Annotated in this window: 19 protein-coding genes and 1 tRNA gene; 13 read left to right on the plus strand and 7 right to left on the minus strand. The window is 56.8% G+C overall.

The genetic code is table 11. The features are described 5' to 3' along the window. The first annotated feature begins 51 nt into the window (after positions 1 to 51). The 8 genes from C7378_RS17045 (at position 52) to C7378_RS17080 (ending at position 8,939) form a co-directional block, all read left to right on the plus strand. Positions 52 to 747 carry a biliverdin-producing heme oxygenase gene (locus tag C7378_RS17045; RefSeq protein ID WP_131999380.1) on the plus strand — a complete coding sequence of 232 codons (696 nt, stop codon included), beginning with the start codon at positions 52 to 54 and terminating at the stop codon, positions 745 to 747. Further along, positions 744 to 2,972, plus strand: coding sequence for an ATP-binding protein (locus C7378_RS17050; RefSeq protein WP_131999382.1), 2,229 nt, complete (start codon positions 744 to 746; stop codon positions 2,970 to 2,972). The genes C7378_RS17045 and C7378_RS17050 overlap by 4 nt, the downstream gene beginning before the upstream one ends. Before the next feature lie 15 nt (positions 2,973 to 2,987). Beyond that, the gene (locus C7378_RS17055) at positions 2,988 to 3,449 is read left to right on the plus strand and encodes a response regulator (protein WP_131999384.1); all 462 of its coding nucleotides are present in this window, start codon (positions 2,988 to 2,990) and stop codon (positions 3,447 to 3,449) included. Beyond that, positions 3,450 to 4,952, plus strand: coding sequence for an ATP-binding protein (locus C7378_RS17060; RefSeq protein WP_131999386.1), 1,503 nt, complete (start codon positions 3,450 to 3,452; stop codon positions 4,950 to 4,952). Positions 4,953 to 5,059: 107 nt separating this feature from the next. Further along, a complete protein-coding gene (locus tag C7378_RS17065) occupies positions 5,060 to 5,884 on the plus strand; it encodes a formate/nitrite transporter family protein (protein WP_131999388.1) in 825 nt (274 codons plus the stop codon). A gap of 140 nt (positions 5,885 to 6,024) precedes the next feature. Further along, positions 6,025 to 6,249 carry a hypothetical protein gene (locus C7378_RS17070; protein ID WP_131999390.1) on the plus strand — a complete coding sequence of 75 codons (225 nt, stop codon included), beginning with the start codon at positions 6,025 to 6,027 and terminating at the stop codon, positions 6,247 to 6,249. Between the two features lie 1,005 nt (positions 6,250 to 7,254). Then, positions 7,255 to 8,112 (plus strand): hypothetical protein, encoded by an 858-nt coding sequence (locus C7378_RS17075; protein ID WP_131999392.1) that lies wholly within the window; start codon positions 7,255 to 7,257, stop codon positions 8,110 to 8,112. A gap of 8 nt (positions 8,113 to 8,120) precedes the next feature. Further along, positions 8,121 to 8,939 carry a dienelactone hydrolase family protein gene (locus tag C7378_RS17080; RefSeq protein WP_131999394.1) on the plus strand — a complete coding sequence of 273 codons (819 nt, stop codon included), beginning with the start codon at positions 8,121 to 8,123 and terminating at the stop codon, positions 8,937 to 8,939. On the opposite strand, the gene C7378_RS17085 is transcribed toward C7378_RS17080, so the two are convergent. After that, on the minus strand, positions 8,936 to 9,826 hold the full coding sequence (locus tag C7378_RS17085) for a DUF72 domain-containing protein (RefSeq protein WP_131999396.1): 891 nt from the start codon (positions 9,824 to 9,826) through the stop codon (positions 8,936 to 8,938). The genes C7378_RS17080 and C7378_RS17085 overlap by 4 nt on opposite strands. A 113-nt stretch (positions 9,827 to 9,939) precedes the next feature. On the opposite strand from C7378_RS17085, the gene C7378_RS17090 reads away from it, so the two are divergent. Further along, positions 9,940 to 10,503: a BON domain-containing protein gene (locus C7378_RS17090; protein ID WP_131999398.1), complete on the plus strand. Its 564-nt coding sequence runs from the start codon at positions 9,940 to 9,942 to the stop codon at positions 10,501 to 10,503. Positions 10,504 to 10,613: 110 nt separating this feature from the next. Here C7378_RS17090 and C7378_RS17095 read toward each other — a convergent pair whose 3' ends face one another. Then, positions 10,614 to 11,672, minus strand: coding sequence for a glycoside hydrolase family 43 protein (locus C7378_RS17095; RefSeq protein ID WP_207901470.1), 1,059 nt, complete (start codon positions 11,670 to 11,672; stop codon positions 10,614 to 10,616). A 93-nt stretch (positions 11,673 to 11,765) separates the two neighbouring features. Between C7378_RS17095 and C7378_RS17100 the strand changes: the two genes are divergently transcribed. Next, entirely contained in the window at positions 11,766 to 12,536 is a 771-nt protein-coding gene (locus C7378_RS17100) for an SDR family NAD(P)-dependent oxidoreductase (RefSeq protein WP_131999400.1), read from the plus strand. 8 nt (positions 12,537 to 12,544) lie between these two features. Next, positions 12,545 to 14,350: a glycoside hydrolase family 15 protein gene (locus C7378_RS17105; RefSeq protein WP_131999402.1), complete on the plus strand. Its 1,806-nt coding sequence runs from the start codon at positions 12,545 to 12,547 to the stop codon at positions 14,348 to 14,350. Here the strand turns inward: C7378_RS17105 and C7378_RS17110 are convergent. The 3 genes from C7378_RS17110 to C7378_RS17120 are packed head-to-tail and all read right to left on the minus strand — an operon-like array spanning position 14,347 to position 16,246. Beyond that, positions 14,347 to 15,021, minus strand: coding sequence for a DUF3106 domain-containing protein (locus C7378_RS17110; protein WP_131999404.1), 675 nt, complete (start codon positions 15,019 to 15,021; stop codon positions 14,347 to 14,349). The two genes, C7378_RS17105 and C7378_RS17110, sit on opposite strands and share 4 nt — an antisense overlap. Before the next feature lie 33 nt (positions 15,022 to 15,054). Next, complete coding sequence (locus tag C7378_RS17115) at positions 15,055 to 15,543, minus strand: anti-sigma factor (protein ID WP_165876868.1); 489 nt, start codon at positions 15,541 to 15,543, stop codon at positions 15,055 to 15,057. 49 nt (positions 15,544 to 15,592) lie between these two features. Then, complete coding sequence (locus tag C7378_RS17120; RefSeq protein ID WP_243648336.1) at positions 15,593 to 16,246, minus strand: RNA polymerase sigma factor; 654 nt, start codon at positions 16,244 to 16,246, stop codon at positions 15,593 to 15,595. Positions 16,247 to 16,484: 238 nt separating this feature from the next. Here C7378_RS17120 and C7378_RS17125 point away from each other — a divergent pair. Further along, a tRNA-Val gene (locus C7378_RS17125) sits at positions 16,485 to 16,559 on the plus strand. Positions 16,560 to 16,619: 60 nt separating this feature from the next. Here the strand turns inward: C7378_RS17125 and C7378_RS17130 are convergent. Both C7378_RS17130 and C7378_RS18255 read right to left on the minus strand, forming a co-directional pair. Beyond that, positions 16,620 to 17,816, minus strand: coding sequence for a tyrosine-type recombinase/integrase (locus C7378_RS17130; protein WP_165876869.1), 1,197 nt, complete (start codon positions 17,814 to 17,816; stop codon positions 16,620 to 16,622). Between the two features lie 56 nt (positions 17,817 to 17,872). Then, positions 17,873 to 18,220, minus strand: a complete 348-nt coding sequence (locus C7378_RS18255; RefSeq protein WP_131999410.1) for a helix-turn-helix transcriptional regulator — start codon at positions 18,218 to 18,220, stop codon at positions 17,873 to 17,875. A 291-nt stretch (positions 18,221 to 18,511) separates the two neighbouring features. Between C7378_RS18255 and C7378_RS17140 the strand changes: the two genes are divergently transcribed. Continuing rightward, entirely contained in the window at positions 18,512 to 19,423 is a 912-nt protein-coding gene (locus C7378_RS17140; RefSeq protein ID WP_207901471.1) for a LysR family transcriptional regulator, read from the plus strand. The last annotated feature ends 391 nt before the right edge of the window (positions 19,424 to 19,814 follow it).

Here is a 19,814-nt window from a genome sequence, read left to right on the forward strand (position 1 = left end):
ATGCAGAGCAGGGAAGAAACGTACAACTTTTCAGGATGAATTCTGCGCCGGATGCAGCCAACCCATAGGATCGTGACGGACTCTTACCTACTCTGGAAAATTATTGACTCTTGGGTGAAATGTAGCATCTGGGCTCGGCTGGGTTCGCTGGTTGGAGAATATTTGTTGATTGTACAGACCTTGAAATTGCATACAGCAGAGCTGCACAGCAGGATTGAGCAAAGGCTTCCGCTCATGGATGCCGCTCTCACGCTGAACTCCTACCGCGAAACGCTTGCCGCCTACTGCGGGTTCTACGCCACCTGGGAATTTGCCGCAGCTAACATCCTCCATCCAGTCCTTGCCGCGGCCGTACGTGAGCGCAGCAAACTACCCCTGCTGGAAGCCGATCTCGCAGAGCTGAATTACTCCGAAGTCGTAGAGCCGCTTCCTTCGTTTCTCTTGCCCGACTTCCGGCAAGATGCGCAGCTGATCGGCTCCATGTACGTTCTTGAAGGAAGCACTCTTGGCGGCCAGCTGATTGCCCGCCATTTGGAAAGAAAATTAGGCCTCAAAAACGGAGTAGGCTACTCTTTTTTTCGCGGTTATGGCAGTCAGACCTCCGAACGATGGACCGCATTCAAGGCGTTGGCAGAACATCTCACGCCCCCTGATTCTATTGGCGCGGCAATCCTCGCCGCCAGGCAGACCTTTGTCGCCATTGAAGAATGGGTATGCCGTGACGTGGCGACGGTGGCGAGTCAATGAGCGAACTGGATACAGAACGCAGTATCTCGCTCGACACCTGCGCGCAGGAGCCAATTCACCTGCCCGGCAGCATTCAACCCCATGGCTTTCTGCTGGTGCTCGACGAGCCGGCGATGCGGGTGACGATGGCGAGCGAATCGGCTGCTGCCTATCTCGACAAGCCACTTCATCTCCTCTTCGGCGCAACGCTCACCGAACTGCTGGGCGCAGACGCGGGTCTGGAGTCGCTCCTCGAAAAAGAGGTGACCACCTCCTCGCGATACTTCAAGACTCTTCAGGTGCCCGCCGCCGGCGGCCGCAGCTTTGAGGTTATAGGTCACCGGCAAGGTTCATTCCTGATCATGGAATTTGAAGAGTCTGTCGGCCACCTCGATACCGAGGCTGTGCAGATTGAAATCTATAACTTCATGACGGAACTGCGTCAGATGCGATCGCTCGGTGAGATTTGTAGTGGCGCCGTTACTCTGCTCCGTAAGCTGACGGGCTTTGACCGCGTTCTGCTTTACAGTTTTGATGATGCGGGCCACGGCAATGTGCTCGCTGAAGATCGCAATGCCGAACTTCCGTCCTACCTCCATCTGCGATTCCCCTCATCGGATATTCCCGAGCAGGCGCGGCGGCTCTACGTCGTCAATCGAGTCCGCGTCATTCCCGATGTTGACTATGTGCCGTCACGCATTCTCGACGAAGAAGGCAGCACGCCGGAATTTGATCTCTCAGGTTCCGTGTTGCGCAGCGTATCGCCGATTCATCGCGACTACATGCGGAATATGGGCACCGCGGCCTCCATGTCCGTTTCGATCGTGTCGTCAGGCCGCCTGTGGGGCCTGGTTTCGTTTCACAATCGATCACCGCGCCGGGTGCCCTATCGCCTGCGCACGGCCTGCGACTTCCTCGTTCAGGTTGTCACCTCGCACATTGAGGCGCTGCTGGAGAGTGAGAAGCTCTCCCGCGCCATTGATCTCACTTCGATCCAGCACCGCCTCCTCACGTGGATGGCAGCGGAGGACAACTATCTTCTCGCGCTGACCAGCCACGGCTCTGACCTGATGGCTCTGACGGGCGCTCACGGAGCAGCGATTGTGCTCGACCAGTCCTGTACCCTGGTAGGTAATACACCCAGTGCAGACCAGGTGCTCGACTTCACCGCATGGCTGCAGCAGAGTGCCAGGGGAGATGTTTTCGCTACCTCCTCCGCGGTCTCCATCTATCCACCGGCCAGTCATTTCGCAGCCTGCGCCAGTGGAGTTGTCGCGGTTTCCATCTCCAAGCTTCACGACTCTTATGTTCTGTGGTTCAGGCCTGAAGTGGTGCAGTCTGTCCGGTGGGCAGGCGATCCGCAGAAGCCGGTTGCTCAGGGCAAAGGAGACCTCACCATCCATCCCAGAAACTCCTTCGAGTCCTGGATGCAGATTCTCCGCGGCCACTCCCTGCCGTGGCTGCCCGAGGAGATCAATGCAGCCTCAGCGTTCAGGGCTGCCATTCTTGAAGTCGTCCTGCGCAGAGCCGAGGAGATGGCTCGCCTCGCAGGCGATCTTGAAGTCGCGAACCGCGAGCTGGAAGCCTTCTCCTATTCCGTCTCTCATGATCTGCGCGCGCCCTTTCGTCACATCGCGGGCTTTGCAGAGCTCCTTCGCGAAGAGGAATCAGGACATCTCACCAGTCGCGGCCAGCACTATGTCGACACCATCGTTGAGTCAGCCAGGTTTGCCGGTCTGCTCGTCGATAGCCTCTTGAACTTCTCGCGGATCGCCCGCGTTCAGATCAGTCCAACTGCTGTTGATATGACGCAACTGTTCAAGGATGAATGGGGCGACGTGGTGCGAGAGGACGGCAATCAGAGACAGATTGAGTTCACTGCGGAGTCTCTGCCTAAAGTCATGGGCGACCCTCAGCTTTTACGCCAGGTAGCCAGGAATCTGCTTTCGAACGCACTAAAATATACGAGACATCAGCCTCATGCCACCGTATCCATCTCAGCAACCCGCGAGGGTCGTGAGTACATCTTCAGCGTAGAGGATAACGGCGTTGGCTTCGACCAGAGATATGCAGACAAGCTGTTCGGTGTTTTTCAGCGGCTGCATCGCATGGAAGACTTTGAGGGAACCGGAATTGGCCTGGCCAATGTTCGCCGAATTATTACTCGCCATGGAGGTAGGACCTGGGCGCAAGGGGAAACAGGCAAGGGAGCAATCTTTTATTTCTCCCTGCCCGTAATTGCGTAAAGGCAAGTTAGCACGATGCTGAAACCCATTTTGATCGTAGAAGACAATCCAAGAGATCTCGAACTCACGCTGAGTGCTCTGGAAAAAAGCAAGCTGGCGAACGAAGTTATCGTGGCTAGGGACGGCGAAGAGGGCGCAAATTACCTTTTCCGCAAAGGTGAATATGCGGACCGCGCTATCGGCAATCCAGCCGTTGTTTTGCTGGATCTCAAGCTGCCGAAGATTGACGGCCTCGAACTACTCGCCATGGTCCGCAAATCTCCCGAGTTGGAACATCTGCCTGTGGTCATGCTGACTTCCTCTCGTGAAGAGAAGGATGTCATCAATACCTACAAGCTCAGGGTCAATGCTTATGTTGTTAAGCCTGTGGAGTTCAAGGAATTTGTCCAGGCAATTCAGGACCTCGGCGTCTTCTGGGCAGTTTTGAACGAACCCCCGCCGGGCAGTATGCGTGTGCTTAGGAATGGAAATCGCTAGGTGAATCGGACAATTCAAATCCTGTTACTGGAGGACAGTCCTCTCGATGCTGACCTGACGATAGCGAGCCTGAAGAGGAGCGGCTACGATTTTGAGATCCATCGCGCCTCCAATAGGGAGGAGTTTTACTCTCAGATGCAGGCCAGGTCTTACGACCTGATCCTGGCAGACTACGCGCTCCCCGATTTCAATGGCCTGGCCGCGCTCGATCATGCGCAGCAGGTCTGCCCGAATGTCCCTTTCATCTTTGTATCCGGCGTCCTCGGCGAGGAAGTAGCGGTCAACACACTCCATCGTGGCGCCACCGACTACGTAGTCAAGCAGCGCCTTGTCCGGCTTGCGCCGGCAGTGCAGCGCGCGCTTAAGGAGACGGAAGAACGCACCACCCGTTTGGCTGCTGAATCCAGGCTGCGCCAGAGTGAAGACCGCTTCCGCCAGGTGACGGATGCTCTGCCGCAAATGCTGTGGCTCTCTGATTCCAGCGGACGAACCATCTATACCAATGAAACCTGGCGACGGTGCATCTCTAGACGCGTGGAGCGCTGGTGCGATGAGGCAGTCCTTCATCCTGCCGACCACAAGCGTGTTGCTCGCGCGTGGGACGCCGCGCTCGAACAGAACCAGCCTATCTCTGTCGAGTGCCGCTTCCTTTATGCAGAAGGTGCTGCCTATCGCTGGAGCCTGGTTCGGGTCATCCCTCTTGCTATGTTCGATGGGGAACGCGGCTGGCTTGGCACTGCAACTGACATCGAAGAGGAAAAGCAGCGGGAAGAAGCACTGCGCACGGCTGAGAAGCTCGCCGTCACCGGCAGGCTCGCTGCCACGATCGCCCACGAAATCAACAACCCTCTTGAGTCGCTCATGAACCTCATCTTCCTGATCAAGGAAGAGTCCCGGCGCAACGACAAACTGCGCAACTTTATTGAAATGGCTGAGAATGAACTTCTTCGGGTCTCTGCCATCACCAAGCAGACGCTTCAGTTCTATCGTGATCCGGCCACGGTAGTGGAGATCGATGCCGCAGCGATTTTGGACGATGTAATCAAATTGTTCACTGCCCGGCTCTACTCGAAGAGCATTCGCATCGACACGCATGTTGATCGTGATTTGAAGTTTGACGGCATCAAGGGTGAAATACGCCAGGTGCTCATCAACCTCGTGAATAACGCGATCGACGCGGTGACCGAAGAAGGCGAAATCTCCATCTATGTCCGGCTCGTCAAACGAGGCACTTTAAATATGGTGGAGATCGTCATCGAAGACAGCGGTGACGGACTGGCGCCCGAAAATATTGAAAAGGTCTTTCAGCCCTTCTTCAGCACCAAGGGCTCGCACGGCACTGGTCTGGGCCTGTGGGTTTCCAAGGGCATTGTTGAGAAGCATCAGGGCACCATCGATATCTCCTGTGGGATGACAGAAAAAGGCCCGCGCACCGCTGTCACCCTGCGATTGCCAGTCCGTTCCCAGGTTCATATCGAGACCACTGGGGAGCCTGCCGCTTAGCAGATATTTCATCGCCGCATCCTGTATTCCCGCATCCAAGCGTCAGACTGAACTGGATGCCGTCACGAGCTCCCTGTTTGGAGTACTTACTGATCAATGGAGCAGGAATGTCGATTCGCAATATCAAGCTCGAAGAGCAGCAATCCGAGAAAAAGAAGGAATCGGTGCAGCGAAGTCTAGACAGGCCCACTGCCGATGAGATTTACGAACAGGTATCGCGCAACGCAAAAAAGGAACTCGCACGACCCAATATTGCTCTCGCTGTATCCGGCATAGTTGGCGGCCTCACCATGGGCCTCACGGGCCTCAGCGTATCGGTCATCTCGGCAACCCTCGGCCATAGCCCCGCGGCAACCTTTGTAGCGCTCTTTTTCTATCCCATGGGCTTCATGGCTGTGATCCTCGGCCGGGGCCAGCTCTTTACTGAGAACACTCTCTACCCCGTTGCGCTTGCGCTCACTGAACGCAGACACATCCTCGGCACCCTGCGTCTCTGGAGTGTGGTCTTCCCCACAAACGTTCTCGGTGCGCTTCTCTTCGCCCTGCTTGCGGTCAAGACAGGTGCGCTGCGGCCTGAGTTCATTACCTCCCTCGCGTCTCTTGGCGTGGAAGCGCTCCAGCCTACCCCCGGCCATATCTACTGGAGCGGGGTTGTCGGCGGCTGGATCATTGCGATGGTCGCCTGGATGGTGAGCGGAAGCCATTCCATCACCGGCTCTGTCCTGGTGATCTGGTCCATGACGTTCATTGTCGGCATCGGCCACTTTGCTCACTGCGTTGCCACCAGCGGTGAGATTCTCGCCGCCGTGCTCAGCGGGCAGGCAGGGGCCGCACAATACTTCCACTGGCTGCTCTTCGCGACGCTCGGCAACATTACCGGGGGCGTCATCCTCGTCACGCTGCTTGAGTACGGTCAGGTCAAGCTGGACTAGCGTCTGCGCCTGATAGGGTTTGCTCTTTATGCCGCCTCCGCCGCCACCGGAAAAGATTAAAATCGATCCCGCAGCAGAACTGCGGCAGCCACCCGCAGATGCCAATACACCGACCGCATTGCCGACCGAGGAGATTCAACATGAAGGAACGTCTGCCAGGCCCATACCTCAAACAGAAAATGGACTTTCTGGGATTCAGGACTCTGGACGAGTACGAGGACTTCCTGAACAGTCCGACCGACCCGGAGGTGCTGGATCGGTGGGAGTCGGCGCTGCCGGAACCGGAGACCGAAATAGAGGAGGACGAGGATGGGGAGGAGTACGAGGACGAGACGGAGGACCAGCACACGCCGGTAACAGAGTAGTTCCTCCGCACCCGGAAGACCTTGCTCTCAAGGTCTTCTCCGTCGAGCCACCCCGCCACCCCGCCGGCATTCTGCTAATCCAGGCCGATCAATGGCGCTCCCATCCTCAGTGCCCCAGTTGTTCCAGCAGTACGCTCACTGCACGGTCCAGCTGCGAATCCTTGCCCGATTCCGTCTCGCCCGGTGATCCACCCCGCAGTCGACACACCGACCACCCCACCGTCCACGACCAGAATGGAGCATTTGGGGATGACCCGAAGCTTCACCTGCCGCTGGTCCTAACTCTGCCAAGTGTTCATAATCCCGAGCAAGACCCCACCGCCGCAATAGTCAGCGTCACGGCATCTTTCACTTCGAGTCCCATTGTTCCTCACATATCCGCTTGATCAGGGACATTATCATGCGTGCATCCCGCTCGGTAGCTGTGGGTAGGAATTAAGGCTATGTAAGCATTTACTTACTACTTGTTAACTTTGGTTTCCCAAAGAATTAATTTGACTACCGGCAGCTTTTGCGGGAGACTCGGCTCCACATCAGTTATGTGTGCTCATCAAGGCGATGGTTTTATCGATGACCAAGAGGGGGTATATCTCAGGTTGCGGTTGTGGATAGACGCCAACCACAACGGGATTTCGGAGCCAGAAGAACTGCACACTTTATCATCACTGGGAGTGATACGGATCAAGCTGAAATACCACGAACTCGACGTTGCCGATCGATATGGAAATATTTTTCGTTACAAGTCTCACATCTGGGATGAGACGGGGGAGTCTTCGGACCGCTGGACCTACGATGTATTGCTGCAACGGGTGCCTTGAAACAGTGCATCGGGATGAACGGGAGCTGCCAGTGCAGAGCCGGCTTGAGCACGGCTCTGCACTTGGCATCAAAGCGAGACATGTCTTAGCCATTTCAATCGCGTTTCTTTTTTTGTATTCGTCTCATAGTAGGGTGAGATGTCAGCAGACTAAGGCTGTGCCGACTGAGCGAATAGACATTGGAGTAATGGTTCGCCAGTTGGACGGAACCCCGATGGAGCGCCTCGGACCTAAAGACTTTCAACTCGTGGCAAATGGCCATCGTTTGCCTGTTTCCTTGAAAAGTCTCCGCAAGGTCCCGAAAGGTAGCGCCCGTGTCCCACGTACGCGGGTGCTCATAATCGTTTCCACGGATTATCTGGCTGGTGGGGGAACAAAGGAAGGCCTGCTTTCAGAGCTGCCCGCACATTTTGGACAAAATGAAATTGCTATGGTTACAAATAATGGATTTGCCACCAGATACGCCTTAACCAAGCAAGGGCTTGTGGCGGCCCTCCGCAATGGAGCGATGAGAGCTACAAACTGGCAACAGGCGATCAAAGACTTGAATAATTACCCCGGCCGACGCGTGCTGGTTTATATGACAAATAGAACAGGGCGAACTCCCGAGTCGCTGCGGCAGTGGGCTGCAACAATCGGGGCGCTGATCTATCAAGTCGGAGGAGATACGGATGAGAACTATGTCTACTGGGGAGACGAAACAACAACACCAAGCCTACCCGCGTATGGAGAAAGCATCTATGGCGAATCCGCGCCGCCCGCAGGTGGAACTGCCGTGGCGAACAATACTGCAATATGGGAATCTTTCGCAACAAAGTCTGTAAGGGACGTTTATGTAGAGAAATCAATCAAGGAAGCTCTCCATGATATCGCTCAAGATGGATACGGGTATTACGTGCTGCGAGTGGCCATCCCTTCCACGGTGGACAGCCTTGAACTTGGGGTGAAGACGTCGCAGGATTACCAACTGTCCGCGCAGCCTTACAGTCAGTCTGGCGCGCGGATGCCTGTGATTGTCCTGCCCGGCAGCAAAGAACCACAGTAGGAGGGCACTTGATCAACAAGACAAGGAAAAAGCACGGGTGTTGGATGCATAGAATCTCGAGCACGGCTTTGCTGCTCGCCTTATGCTGTTTGACTTCGGGCTGGCTTTTGATGGCGCACTCGCAAGGATTATCTCTGCGGACCAGCAAGAATGGCCAGTTCAAGTACGAGGTGTTTGGAGAGGATGACCCAGGCCGTCCGGCTTTAATCCTGCTGCATGGGGTGAGCGGGCCTGCGCTGCCACTTTACCAGCAGCAGGCGCAGTTCTTTGCCGAACATGGTTATACGGTATTGCTGCCACACTACTTCGAGGTAAGCAAATCGGACGCAAGCAAATCGCCCACCCCGACCGGTGCCAACTACGAGGCGTGGGCGAGCGTAGTCCGGGATCTGGCTATGGAGTCAACGCACCGAGAAGTGGTGGTACTAGGGTTCTCGCTTGGCGCGTCCGTTGCGTTGGCCGCAGGCTCACAACTGCTGCCGGTGAAAGCGATTGCGGAGTGGTACGGCAGCCTGCCCGATGAATTCTTCTATCACCTAAAGGGAATGCCGCCGCTTTTGATTCTTCACGGAGAGCACGATTCGAACGTCCCGGTCATCAACGCTCAGCAACTCATCCGGCTCTGCGGAATGAAACAGCTCACCTGCGATAGTCATATCTATCCCGATCAAGAACACGGCTTTAAGGGCGATGCACTCATCGACGCGGATGCGAGGACGTTAGCATTTTTCTCCCGGTTTGTTTCTTCGAAGGGTGATCCTACCCGCGGATCTCATGTGCGGTTAGGAATATCGGCGCCCCACCCCGCCCTAAAAGCGGAAAATTAACCGGCTTCGAGCAGCCGGTCGACCTTCTCGATCAATGCCCGCGCATCGAAGGGTGCTCGAACCTTCGCATCGTTGTCGAAGTAGACATAAACGTCCCGGCTCTTACGTTTCGGAGCAGGGATCTGGCTCACCCGTCCCGCATCCTCATGAAGCTCCTGGCCGCGCGCCCAGGCGGCCACCCGCGCTGCCCATACGTCCAGAGCAGCGTCATCGTATCCACTGGCGTAGAGTTCCTCTGCTCCATGCAGCCGGCAATAGACGAAATCCGCGGTTACATCCATGAGCCGCGGCCACCCGACCGCATCCGAGCAGACCAGCGCAGTTTTGTGCCGGCGCAGCATCTTGATAAAGTCCGGCGTGGCAAAGCTTGCGTGCCGTATCTCGATCGCATGACGAAGCTTGCGCTTCTTTTCCGGTTCAAGGAAGATGCGGTCTTTCAGCCAGTCTTCGTGTTTGCTGCCAAGCCGTACCGCTGCGTCTGTGTCCCGGGGTAGCAGCTCGAGAAAGGCTTCGAACTCCTCCGGATCAAACTTGAAGTTGGGTGGAAACTGCCAAAGGAAAGGACCAAGTCTGTCGCCCAGGGCAAGCACCCCTGAAGCGAAGAAGTTCGCAAGCGCAGCCTCTATCTGGTGCAGTCGCTTCAGATGGGTGATGTAGCGCGAGCCCTTGACCGCGAACTCAAATCCCGGTGGAGTCTTCGTCGCCCACAGTTTGTAGCTCGATGGCCTCTGCAGCGAATAGAAGGTTCCGTTGATCTCCACACTCGGAAATGTCTTTGCGGCATAGGCTAACTCATCCTTCTGCCGCAGCTTCTCAGGGTAGAAGACGCCACGCCACGGCTTATAAGTCCAGCCGGAGATCCCGATGCGAACCCTTCCATGCCGCATGACTAGACAGAAGCCTCTGTTTACTGGATGGTTGCAGCCCCTTGACATCGTATTTCGCTGGTTTGCATCACAGTTTCTGTACAGATTCTTTGACCCGTTAGGAGAGAAAGATAATGAACAAGCAATTTCGCAAGGTGGCAGGCGCAGGCGCAGTGGGCATGTTGGGGCTTATGTTGATCGCAGGCTGCCAGAACAAGAACCATCCCGATGAGAAGGCGGCCGTCACGAACTCACTGAGTTCCAATCAGCTGAGTGACGTCAGCGTATCGCAGGACCAGGAAAAGGGAATCATCACCCTGACCGGAAATGTGCAGACCGATCAGCAGAAGTCGCAGGCGGAAACCCTTGCCAGGCAGTCTGCGCCGGACTACACCATTGCCAATGAAATTGGTGTTCGGCCGCCGGCTGCAGCAAGCCAGGCCTCCGCGGTGGATTCAAAACTCGACGACGGCATTGAAGACAACTTCAAGGCTGCCATCAAGGGCAACAAGGCGCTCAATGATCAGAGCATTGACTGCAAAGCAAAGAATGGCACCCTCGTGCTGAGCGGCTCTGTCAAGACAGAGGCGCAGAAGAAGGAAGCAGAGAAGCTGGCGAAGAAAGTTCCAAACGTGCAGCAGGTTGTTAACGAGATTACGGTCAAGCCTAAGAAGCACTCCACCAAGGCCACGATGTAACTCAAGCAACAAGCGATCTGGTCACACCACAAGCAGAGGCAGGGAGATTTCCCTGCCTCTCTTTTATTTTGCCCATGAGCATGGAGCGCCCAATCCCACGCCGAAGTCGTCTACGGCGTACCCGACGGCTTAGGAATCGCCTGCGACAGTGGCACCGGCCTGCCGAAGTCAGGCGTTCCGTTGCTCTTCCAGTGGAAGGGTTGCGCGCGCGGCGAGCGCTGGCCTCCGCAGCCTTCGTCGGACGCTGAATTCGCGTGGTAGAGAATCCAGTCTTCCTTTCCGTCAGGTGATTTGAAGAAGGTGTTATGCCCGGTGCCGTAGGCCTGCGCCTCGGGCGACTGCCAGAAGACCGGCTTCGCAGATTTCTTCCACGAGGCGGGGTCCATCAGGTCGCTGCTTGCGGAGGCAGTCAGCATGCCCAGCTCGTAATAGTTTGTCCAGCATCCGCTCGCAGAGTAGATCAGGAAGATATTGTCGCCATGCTGCAGCACCTCAGGCCCTTCATTCACATCGACGTGTGGCACATCGACGATCTTGCCCGGAGAGACGAGATCTCCGACCTTCTCCCAGGGATATTGCGGTGTGGAGATGCGCACGCGCTGGCTGCCGATCGTCCATGCATTCTTCAATCGCGCAATGTAGATGTTCTGCTGGCCGTTCACAGCGCCTTCCCATCCCGCCCACACCACATACCATTTGCCCGCATTCTCAAAGACGGTAGGGTCGATAGCCCATCGATCGGTGGAGTCGGCCAGCTTCCCCTTCATCTCCCAGTGTCCCTTCGTCGGATCGGGGTTTGCATTTTCGATCACCCACAGGCGATGGCCGCTGTTATCGCCGGCGTCCGCGGCAAAGTAGATGTACCATTTCCCGCTGACCCAATGCAGCTCAGGTGCCCACAACTCCTTTGAGTCGGCTCCATCCGGCGGCGGCGTCCACACCACCTTCTTTTCTGCGCGCGCAAGCTGCGTAATATCCTTCGTCTTCCAGATGGTCAGATTCTTCCCCGTCGTATTCATGTAGTAGTAAAAGCCATCGCGATAGGTCACCCACGGATCAGCCCCCGAAGGCAGCAGGGGATTGTGAAACGTCGCCGTCTGTGCAGTGAGATTGATGCCGGAAGAAAGTATGAGACCGAAAATAGCAGACGCAATCAGTTTGAGTTTCACAAGACCCCTCCTTATGGTTCAAAACAATTCCAATTCCATCATTATGTTCACTTTACGCATCCTAATCATGCGGTAGAGGAGCAGGGAAAGCATATGGGTAAATTGGATGGTCGTGTAGCCATTGTCACGGGTTCAAGCTCTGGTATAGGGCAGGCAATCGCAGAGCGCCTGGCAACAGAGGGAGCAAAGATCGTCATCGATTACGTCGGCCCGTCACAGGGGGCCGAAGATACATTGAAGGCAGTCATCAATGCCGGTTCTGAAGGCCTGGTGATTGAGGCGGACATATCGAAAGTCCCCGAGACCCAGGCCCTCGTCGAGCAGGCATGGCAGCATTTCGGCTCCGCAGACATCCTCGTCAACAATGCGGGCATGGAAAGAAAGTCCGCATTCTGGCAGACCTCCGAGCAGGATTACGATCAGGTTCTCGCTGTTAATCTCAAGGGCCCGTTTTTTCTCACGCAGGCCTTTGTCCAGCGGTTGCGCAGCGCAAAGAAGCCGGGCCGCGTCGTTAACATCAGCTCCGTTCATGAGGACATGGCCTTTCCCGGCTTTGCAACCTACTGCGCGAGCAAGGGCGGCCTCCGCATGTTGATGCGCGATCTCGCTGTCGAACTCGGCCCTGAGGGCATCACCGTCAACAACGTCGCACCCGGAGCGATTGCAACGCCCATCAACAAAGGGCTGCTCGCCGATAGGCCGAAACTCGACGCGCTCCTCCAGAAGATTCCCCTCGGCCGCCTCGGCACCGCGCAGGATGTTGCCGCGCTGGTTGCCTTTCTCACTTCCGATGAGGCCGCCTACATCAATGGGGCCACCCTCACCATCGATGGCGGACTTTCCCGCAACTATCACGAGCAGTAAGGGAGACTATGCCGTTAAGAATTGAAGACTATGGAATCATTGGCGACTGCGAAACCTCTGCACTGGTGGGTAAGGATGGCTCCATCGACTGGCTTTGCTGGCCGGACTTCGATTCGGAGGCATGCTTTGCCGCCCTGCTCGGAGACGAAAAGGACGGCCGCTGGAAACTTGCTCCCACAAAGCCTCCCGTTAAGAGCAGTCGCCGATACCTCGAACACACGCTTGTCCTTGAGACCACGTTTGAGAATGATGAGGGCGCCGTTCGCATCCTCGACTTCATGCCGATCCGCGGCGCAAACTCCGATGTCGTGCGCATCGTCGAGGGCTTGCATGGAAACGTATCTGTCCGTTCTGAGCTCTGTCTGCGCTTCAGCTATGGTCGCACTGTCCCATGGGTGACGAAGATCGAAAATGGTATCCGCGCTATCGCTGGTCCCGATCTTGTCGTGCTCCGATCACCCATTGAGATGCACGGCGAAAAAATGACCACGGTCGCAGAGTTTGTGGTGAAGCCAGGCGAGCGCGTCTCGTTCACCATGACCTATGGCGACTCCTATCATGCCGATCCCCGTCCGATCGATGCAGAAGTCTCCTTGCGCGAAACCGAAGAATTCTGGCGCAAGTGGGCCGCGAAGCTCAAGTATGAAGGGCCATACGCGGCGGCAGTCGAACGCTCCCTGATCACCCTCAAGGCGATGACTTACAAGCCCACCGGCGGAGTGGTCGCAGCCATGACCACCTCTCTGCCCGAAGCTCTCGGTGGTCCCCGCAACTGGGACTATCGCTACTGCTGGCTGCGCGATACGACCTTCACCCTGCTGGCGCTGATGAACGGCGGCTACTATGAGGAGGCGCGCGCCTGGCATGAATGGCTCTTGCGGGCCCTGGCCGGCAGCCCCGATCAGGTTCAGATCATGTACAGCATCACCGGCAGCCGCACCCTCATCGAATGGGAAGCCAACTGGCTCGCCGGCTATGAAGGCTCAACGCCGGTGCGGATCGGCAACGCCGCTTCTGAGCAGTTGCAGCTCGACATCTACGGCGAAGTACTCGATGCTACCTTCCATGCCTTTCACGGCATGCATCGTCATCGTGAAGAGGACTTCAGCCTGATGTCTTCGCTCGTCAATCATCTCGAAACAATCTGGCAGCAGCCGGATCAGGGCATCTGGGAATCCCGCAGCGGGCCCCAGCAGTTCACCTACTCGAAAATGATGGCGTGGGTGGCCTTCGATCGCGCCATCCGTCTTGCCGAGCACTTCAGCTACGAGGCGCCATTGGAGCAGTGGAAGGCGACGCGCCAGGCGATCCACGACGAGATATGCGAGAAAGGTTTTAATCCGCAACTGAACAGTTTCACGCAGCGCTACGGATCAGACCTGCTCGACTCCTCTCTCTTGCTGATGTATGAAGTGGGCTTCTTACCTATCACCGATCCGCGCCTGCAGGGCACCATCGCGGCCATTGAGCAGCACCTGATGCGCGATGGTTTTCTCCTGCGCTACGACAGCTCCAAATCGTCGGATGGATTGCCTTCCGGCGAGGGCGCATTTATCGCCTGCAGCTTCTGGTTGGTAGGCTGTCTCAACGCGATTGGGCGCGAGGAGGACGCCAGGAAGCTCTTCGAGCGGCTGCTCTCGCTTAGCAATGATCTGGGGCTTCTCTCCGAGGAATACGATCCAGCAAAGAAGCGTCTCGTCGGGAATTTCCCCCAGGCTTTTTCCCATATCGCCCTGGTCAATGCTGCCTTCCAGCTCGCCGATGGAGAAGCGGTCCGCCAGCGCGATCCAATGGCGAAGCAAGTTCAGTTCTAGTGGGGTTCTTCGGGGCTGGGAAGATCGTTGTCGGGAGGATTGTAGGGTTCCACCTTCAGCAGATTGCTCAGGATGGTCCGCTCCTGCGGGGAGAACCGGTCTTCATAGTAAGGAGAGGCAAGCGCAGATTGCCTCTCTTCGGGAGGCAGATCACGCAGCTCCCTCAGCGTGCGCTTCACCATGTGCTGGCGATCCGGAGGCATCATCGCAAGCCCCTGCGCAGCCCCACGCACTTCCGCCCGCTGCTCCGGGGAGAGCCGCTCCATATTCTCCATCCGCTGCAGGATTCTCGCTCGCTGCTCAGGTGGCCGGCTGTCCAGCGCATACAGGCGATTGATGAGCCGCTGCTGCTGTTGGGCAGGCAGGCGGGCAAAGCCCGGCTCGTTGCGGAGCGCTTTTTCCTGTTCCTGCACTGTCAGGTTCTGGTGTTCTGCCAGCCACTCAGGCAGATGCTTCTGCCCGGGCCCGTTTCTGAAGGGGCCAAATCGTCCTACTTGCGGGTTCACCGGTTGGCCGGAATAGGGGTCTCGCGCCTGTGGAGCGCCCTGCTGGTGCGGTGATGATGACTGCGAGCCATGCTGCGCGGTCGCAGGAACAGCAAGGCACAGCGATAACAAAGCAAGACGCAGCGCCATGCGTTCAGTCAGCGACGATATGTGCCCGTCTCTCACAGCGACCTTAGAGCTCTCCCCAAAAACAGAAATCTAAAAAGTGTTCCCCGTCGACGAACCGGTGCTGCCACCTCCGGTATCACTGCTGTCCACATCGCTCAGCTGTTGAAACACCTGGGCATTCTCATCGAGCGACTGCAGGTCTTGTACCGTAGCGGATGGAGCAGCAACCTGGCTATGGTGCGACTCCAGTCCCATGTACGTGCCCCCGCCGATCATCAGCAACAGCGCCAGCGCTCCCGCGGCCACCGGTCGCAGCTCCATCTTTGACCCCAGGCTGAGACGCATGCGCATCCGCTCGACAAATCCAGCCGGGGGCGCCTCGCGCTCCGTGCGCATTTTTGCCGCCATCCGGGCATCGAACCAGGGCGTAGGCTCGGGTGCCTGCCAGCTGTCGAGCAGCGCCATCGTCGCCTCAAGGGATCGCAGTTCCGCCCGGCAGCTATCGCATTCTGCAACATGCTGACGCACCGCAGCGGGGACCGACTCTGGATCGAACAACAGGTCGGCCTGGCTTTCCATGGTCTCTTGGCAGATCGTTTTCCGGGTGTTCACGGTAAACCTCAATTCTTTATACAAAATCTTTCAACTTGTCGCGCAATGTCTGATAGGCCCGAAAGAGCAGAGACTTGGTAGCGGATTCGCTCAGCTTCAGCACCTCTCCGATCTCGCGATAATCCATTCCTTGATACTTATGCATCAGCACGGCCGTACGTTGCCGCTCCGGCAGAGCCATCACATGCTGGCGGATCGCCTGCATCCGCTCCCCCTGCAGCATCAGGTGCTCCACCGTCGGCCTGGCGTCGGCTACATCCGGCGTCGTGCCTGTCTCCGCATCCGCCTGGTCGAGGTAGATATTCTGAGCAGCCCGCTCATATTTCGTATCCCGCGCATGGTTCACGCCCAGGTTGGTCGCAATGCGATAGAGCCAGGTCGTGAAACGGGCATCCGCCCGATAGGTCGCCCGTGAGCGGTAGACGCGGAGAAAGACCTCCTGCGCCAGCTCCTCAGCCAGCGCCTCGTTATGCACCATCCGGAACATGAAATGAATGATCGGGCGGCGATATTTCTCGATCAGGTACGTGTACCCGGCGTCATCGCCATCGCGAACGCGCAGCATGATCTCAGCATCGCTAAGCGTGCTCCAGTCGGTGAGCTGGGAATCGACCGTCATTCCCGTCCCGGTACCCCGCAGAACTGACTGGTCGAGCGCAATGGTCGCCATACTCTCGCAAACCCCGCCACGGGCCAGAGGTTGCGAAAAAAACAAGCTGGGAGCAGAATTTCTTTCACCGAGGAGCCTGCCTTTAGAGATGAAGGGAAATTCATGCGGGGTACTTTTATTTTAGCGGCGCAACCGCTCTCTTGCGCAACCTTTTCAGCACGTTGGCAGCAGCCCGGAGGTAATGATAATCTCAAAGAGAAGCAGGGAACTGGCGCCAGCCGGACCATCCCTTCCAGTCGGGCGCATAACTCAGCGGTAGAGTGCCACCTTCACACGGTGGAAGTCGTAGGTTCGAATCCTGCTGTGCCCACCATAAAATCAACAACTTACAGGCGGTGCCGAGAGGCGATTGGTAGCATTTGGTAGCAAATGCTCAATTCACCATCTGCGAGCCTGCGTTGCCGGTGAGCATTGCGTAGATCGTCCCTACCATCTGCTGCACGCTCTCGGGCAGTTCCTGCATGTACTCGTTCGCCGTGGTATCGGCGCGCGAGTGCCGCAGGTGCGACTGGATATCCTTTACTGAACCGAGATTCTGCGTCCGTGTTGCGATCGTGCGGCGGATGATCTGGAAGTTCAGCTTCTCGATACCCACGGATTCCCCGAGAGGCTTCAAGACCCTTTCGCGATAGTTGCTGGTGTCGATGAACCCGCCGTCCGCATTCGGAAACATCGGGTCCTCTGGGGAGCATTTCCGGTGGGCCTCGTTCTTGCAGAGACTGCTCCCACAGGATGCTTCCTTGCACTCCAACTTCCACTCGTTAAGTTCGGTGACGAGGTCATCTGGAAGATGCATCTTGCCCAAACTTTTCGGGGTCTTGCCGAAGGGCCGAATCACCCCGCGGTAGATCGTTTCGGTTAGGTCGAGCGTGTTGTCGCCGTCGAAGGTGCGCCAACGGATTGCGAACAGCTCACTCGGCCGTAGGGCTTCTGTCATGTCGAGCAGAATGATCAGGCGGTCGCGACGTGTCGCTTTCTTGAGCACGTCGGCCAACTGATCCCAGGTCAGAATCCGTTTGTCCTTGGGCCGTAGATTCTTGGGAATCTTCAGCTTCCGACTCGGGTCCCTGACAAGGAATTCCTGCTCGATTGCTTCGTCGAAGATGGACATCAGATAAGAGCGCGCCTGCTTGACGCGGTCCTGGCAGTAGATCTTTGCCAGATGGTTCACATGCGTTTGGAGTTCGAATTTGTCGATCGAATCGAGCGGTTGCGGGCCGAACTTCGCAACCAGATCGATCTCGATCTGCGCCTTCTTCTCCTTCGCTGTTTCCGGTCGCCAATCCCCCTGGCGGAGCGGGAAGTAGCGATTGCGGACGAACCATTCGAAGGTGACTGATCCGTCCTTTAGAACGCGACCATCACCGATCTGACCCGTTTGTTTTGCGATCTCATCTCGGAGTGCAGCGTGTGCCGCACCCTTCGTCATCTGCGATTTCAGGCCGAGCCGCACGGGGACGATACTGACTCGGGGTTCTTCTGTTTCAGGATCAAGGACCGACTTGCGGTAGTACCCGTACCACCGCTTCCCTTTGAGTACGATCCATCCCAGCTGTTGCGATTTGCCCATTTGAAGCACTCGTTTCTGTGAGGGAACGAAGCAGCGGGCTGGCCCTATTTTACCGGTCAGCGGCCCGCGGATCTTTGCGACGAAACGCGCTCGCGCTCGTTGATGAAGTCCTCTATAGCGCTCGCTCGAAACCGCAGCGCACCGTCTCCCATCCGGATGACTGGGAGCTTGGGAGTTTTTCTCCAGCAGTGATCCCATACCCAATCCTTGCTGACATTGAGCCGCCGGCCGACGTCCTCAACAGTAAGGAGAGGGTCTGCCATAGCAGGGTTCGGCGTGAGCGCTCGCTGGGGGCCCTTACGGCGACTTGGGGAGACTAATGCGAGCGTTCCGGTGGGCATCTCCGAAACGGAATCAGCATTTCGCTCTGGGGTAGGGTCGCTTCTTTCTGCGGCTGAGAGCATAGAACCTCACTTGAAGAGCCCCAACGCGGGGGCGGAGATCACGTACGTGCTCCCAAGATGGGCGGAGGGGTGCCTTCGAGTCCAATTCACCACAGGGGGTTACTTATCAATGACGTTGATAAGCACACATCAGCCCACCTTTTCCACAGGGGTACCATCTAAGAATTTCAGCTTTACGATGGGACGCGCCTGCGCGCCGATACGTTGAAAGCGGATTGCCCGGCCCACGTCCTATCCCCATTTGTGCGGAGTTCATGGGGGTACGGCATGTTGAAGCACGACACGAAACTCATGGAATCGGTGATTGCCCTGGCAGAGGAGTTGCACTTTGGGCGTGCGGCGCGCCGTCTGCGCATCAGTCAGCCGATGCTGACCAAGAACATCCAAGATGTTGAAAGCCTGGTTGGCGGCGCTCTGTTTCTTCGTGACCGCAAACACGTTGTCCTGAGCGATGCCGGACGCGCCTATGTGCAACAGGGGCGGCTTTCACTTCTCCACAGCGAGCGAGCGGTCCAATCGGCACGAACAGTGATCCAAGGCATGGATGAAACTTTCCATGTGGCACGTACACCATACGCCGATCCGTTTCTGGTATCCACGCTTCTCTCCATCCAACTCCCACTGTTCCCAAGACTAAAGATCGATCTAGCCAGCAAGTTTTCCATAGACATCGTCCATGACCTTCTGGGAGGCTTGGTCGATTTGGCTATAGCCCACGAACCTCCCGAATCCACTTTGCTCACCTGCGTTCAGGTCGCGGAACAACCGTTCTACATCGCGATGGCAAAGCGAGATGGATTAGCTTGCTACCCATCCATATCGCTCGATCAAATGGACGGCAGGAATTGGATACTTTTCGAGCGCCAACTGCACCCGCCGGTTTACGACGCGATTATGAGTGAGGCAACACAGCGGGGCGTCCGTCCCCAGAGCATTCAGCACGTCATCGCCCCCGAAGAGGCGTTTCCGTTTGTAGCGGACGGCTCTGCCGTTGCCTTTGTGGTCAAGGCCGGTGCTTTGCGTCTGGCGCGAAACGGAGTGACCGTGCGCCCGCTAAACGAATCAAGCCTGAGACTGAAGACATGCTTGGTCTGCCGAGCAGATGACGAGTCAAAGATAGCGAGCGAGTTCGTACGGGCGTATATGCGCAAGTTGCCCGACAAGAAGAGACAACAGCAACTGCCACTTCCGATTTCAGCATGATGCTACTACTCTGCTGACGCTGGCTTCTTTCGTGGCACCTGGTCGATGACTTGTATTTCGATCTGGCCAGACCATTGGCAACTCGGACAAGTCACGATGCCGGTTGTGATCGCTCTTAGATCGAGCTCCGCGAGATTGATGAAATGCTCGCACTGTGGACAGACGTGCACGCTCTCCCACGATTGGCTTTTCCCCCGAGTTGTGTCGCTTCCGCTCACGATCGTCTAAGAGCACCCTTGTCTCTGCAAGAGAATGCGAAATCTAGTGGGAACGGGCGCAGGGCTCCTGGGGAAACACTGCGATTAGCCCAGGTGCTACGAAGAGAGCGTCTTCACTCAAGAATGGTCTCCAGTGAACCTCCCTTGGCGAACTCTGTGCCTTCAGAGCCGAG

Source organism: Acidipila rosea, assembly GCF_004339725.1.
In the GTDB taxonomy this organism is placed as follows: domain Bacteria; phylum Acidobacteriota; class Terriglobia; order Terriglobales; family Acidobacteriaceae; genus Acidipila; species Acidipila rosea.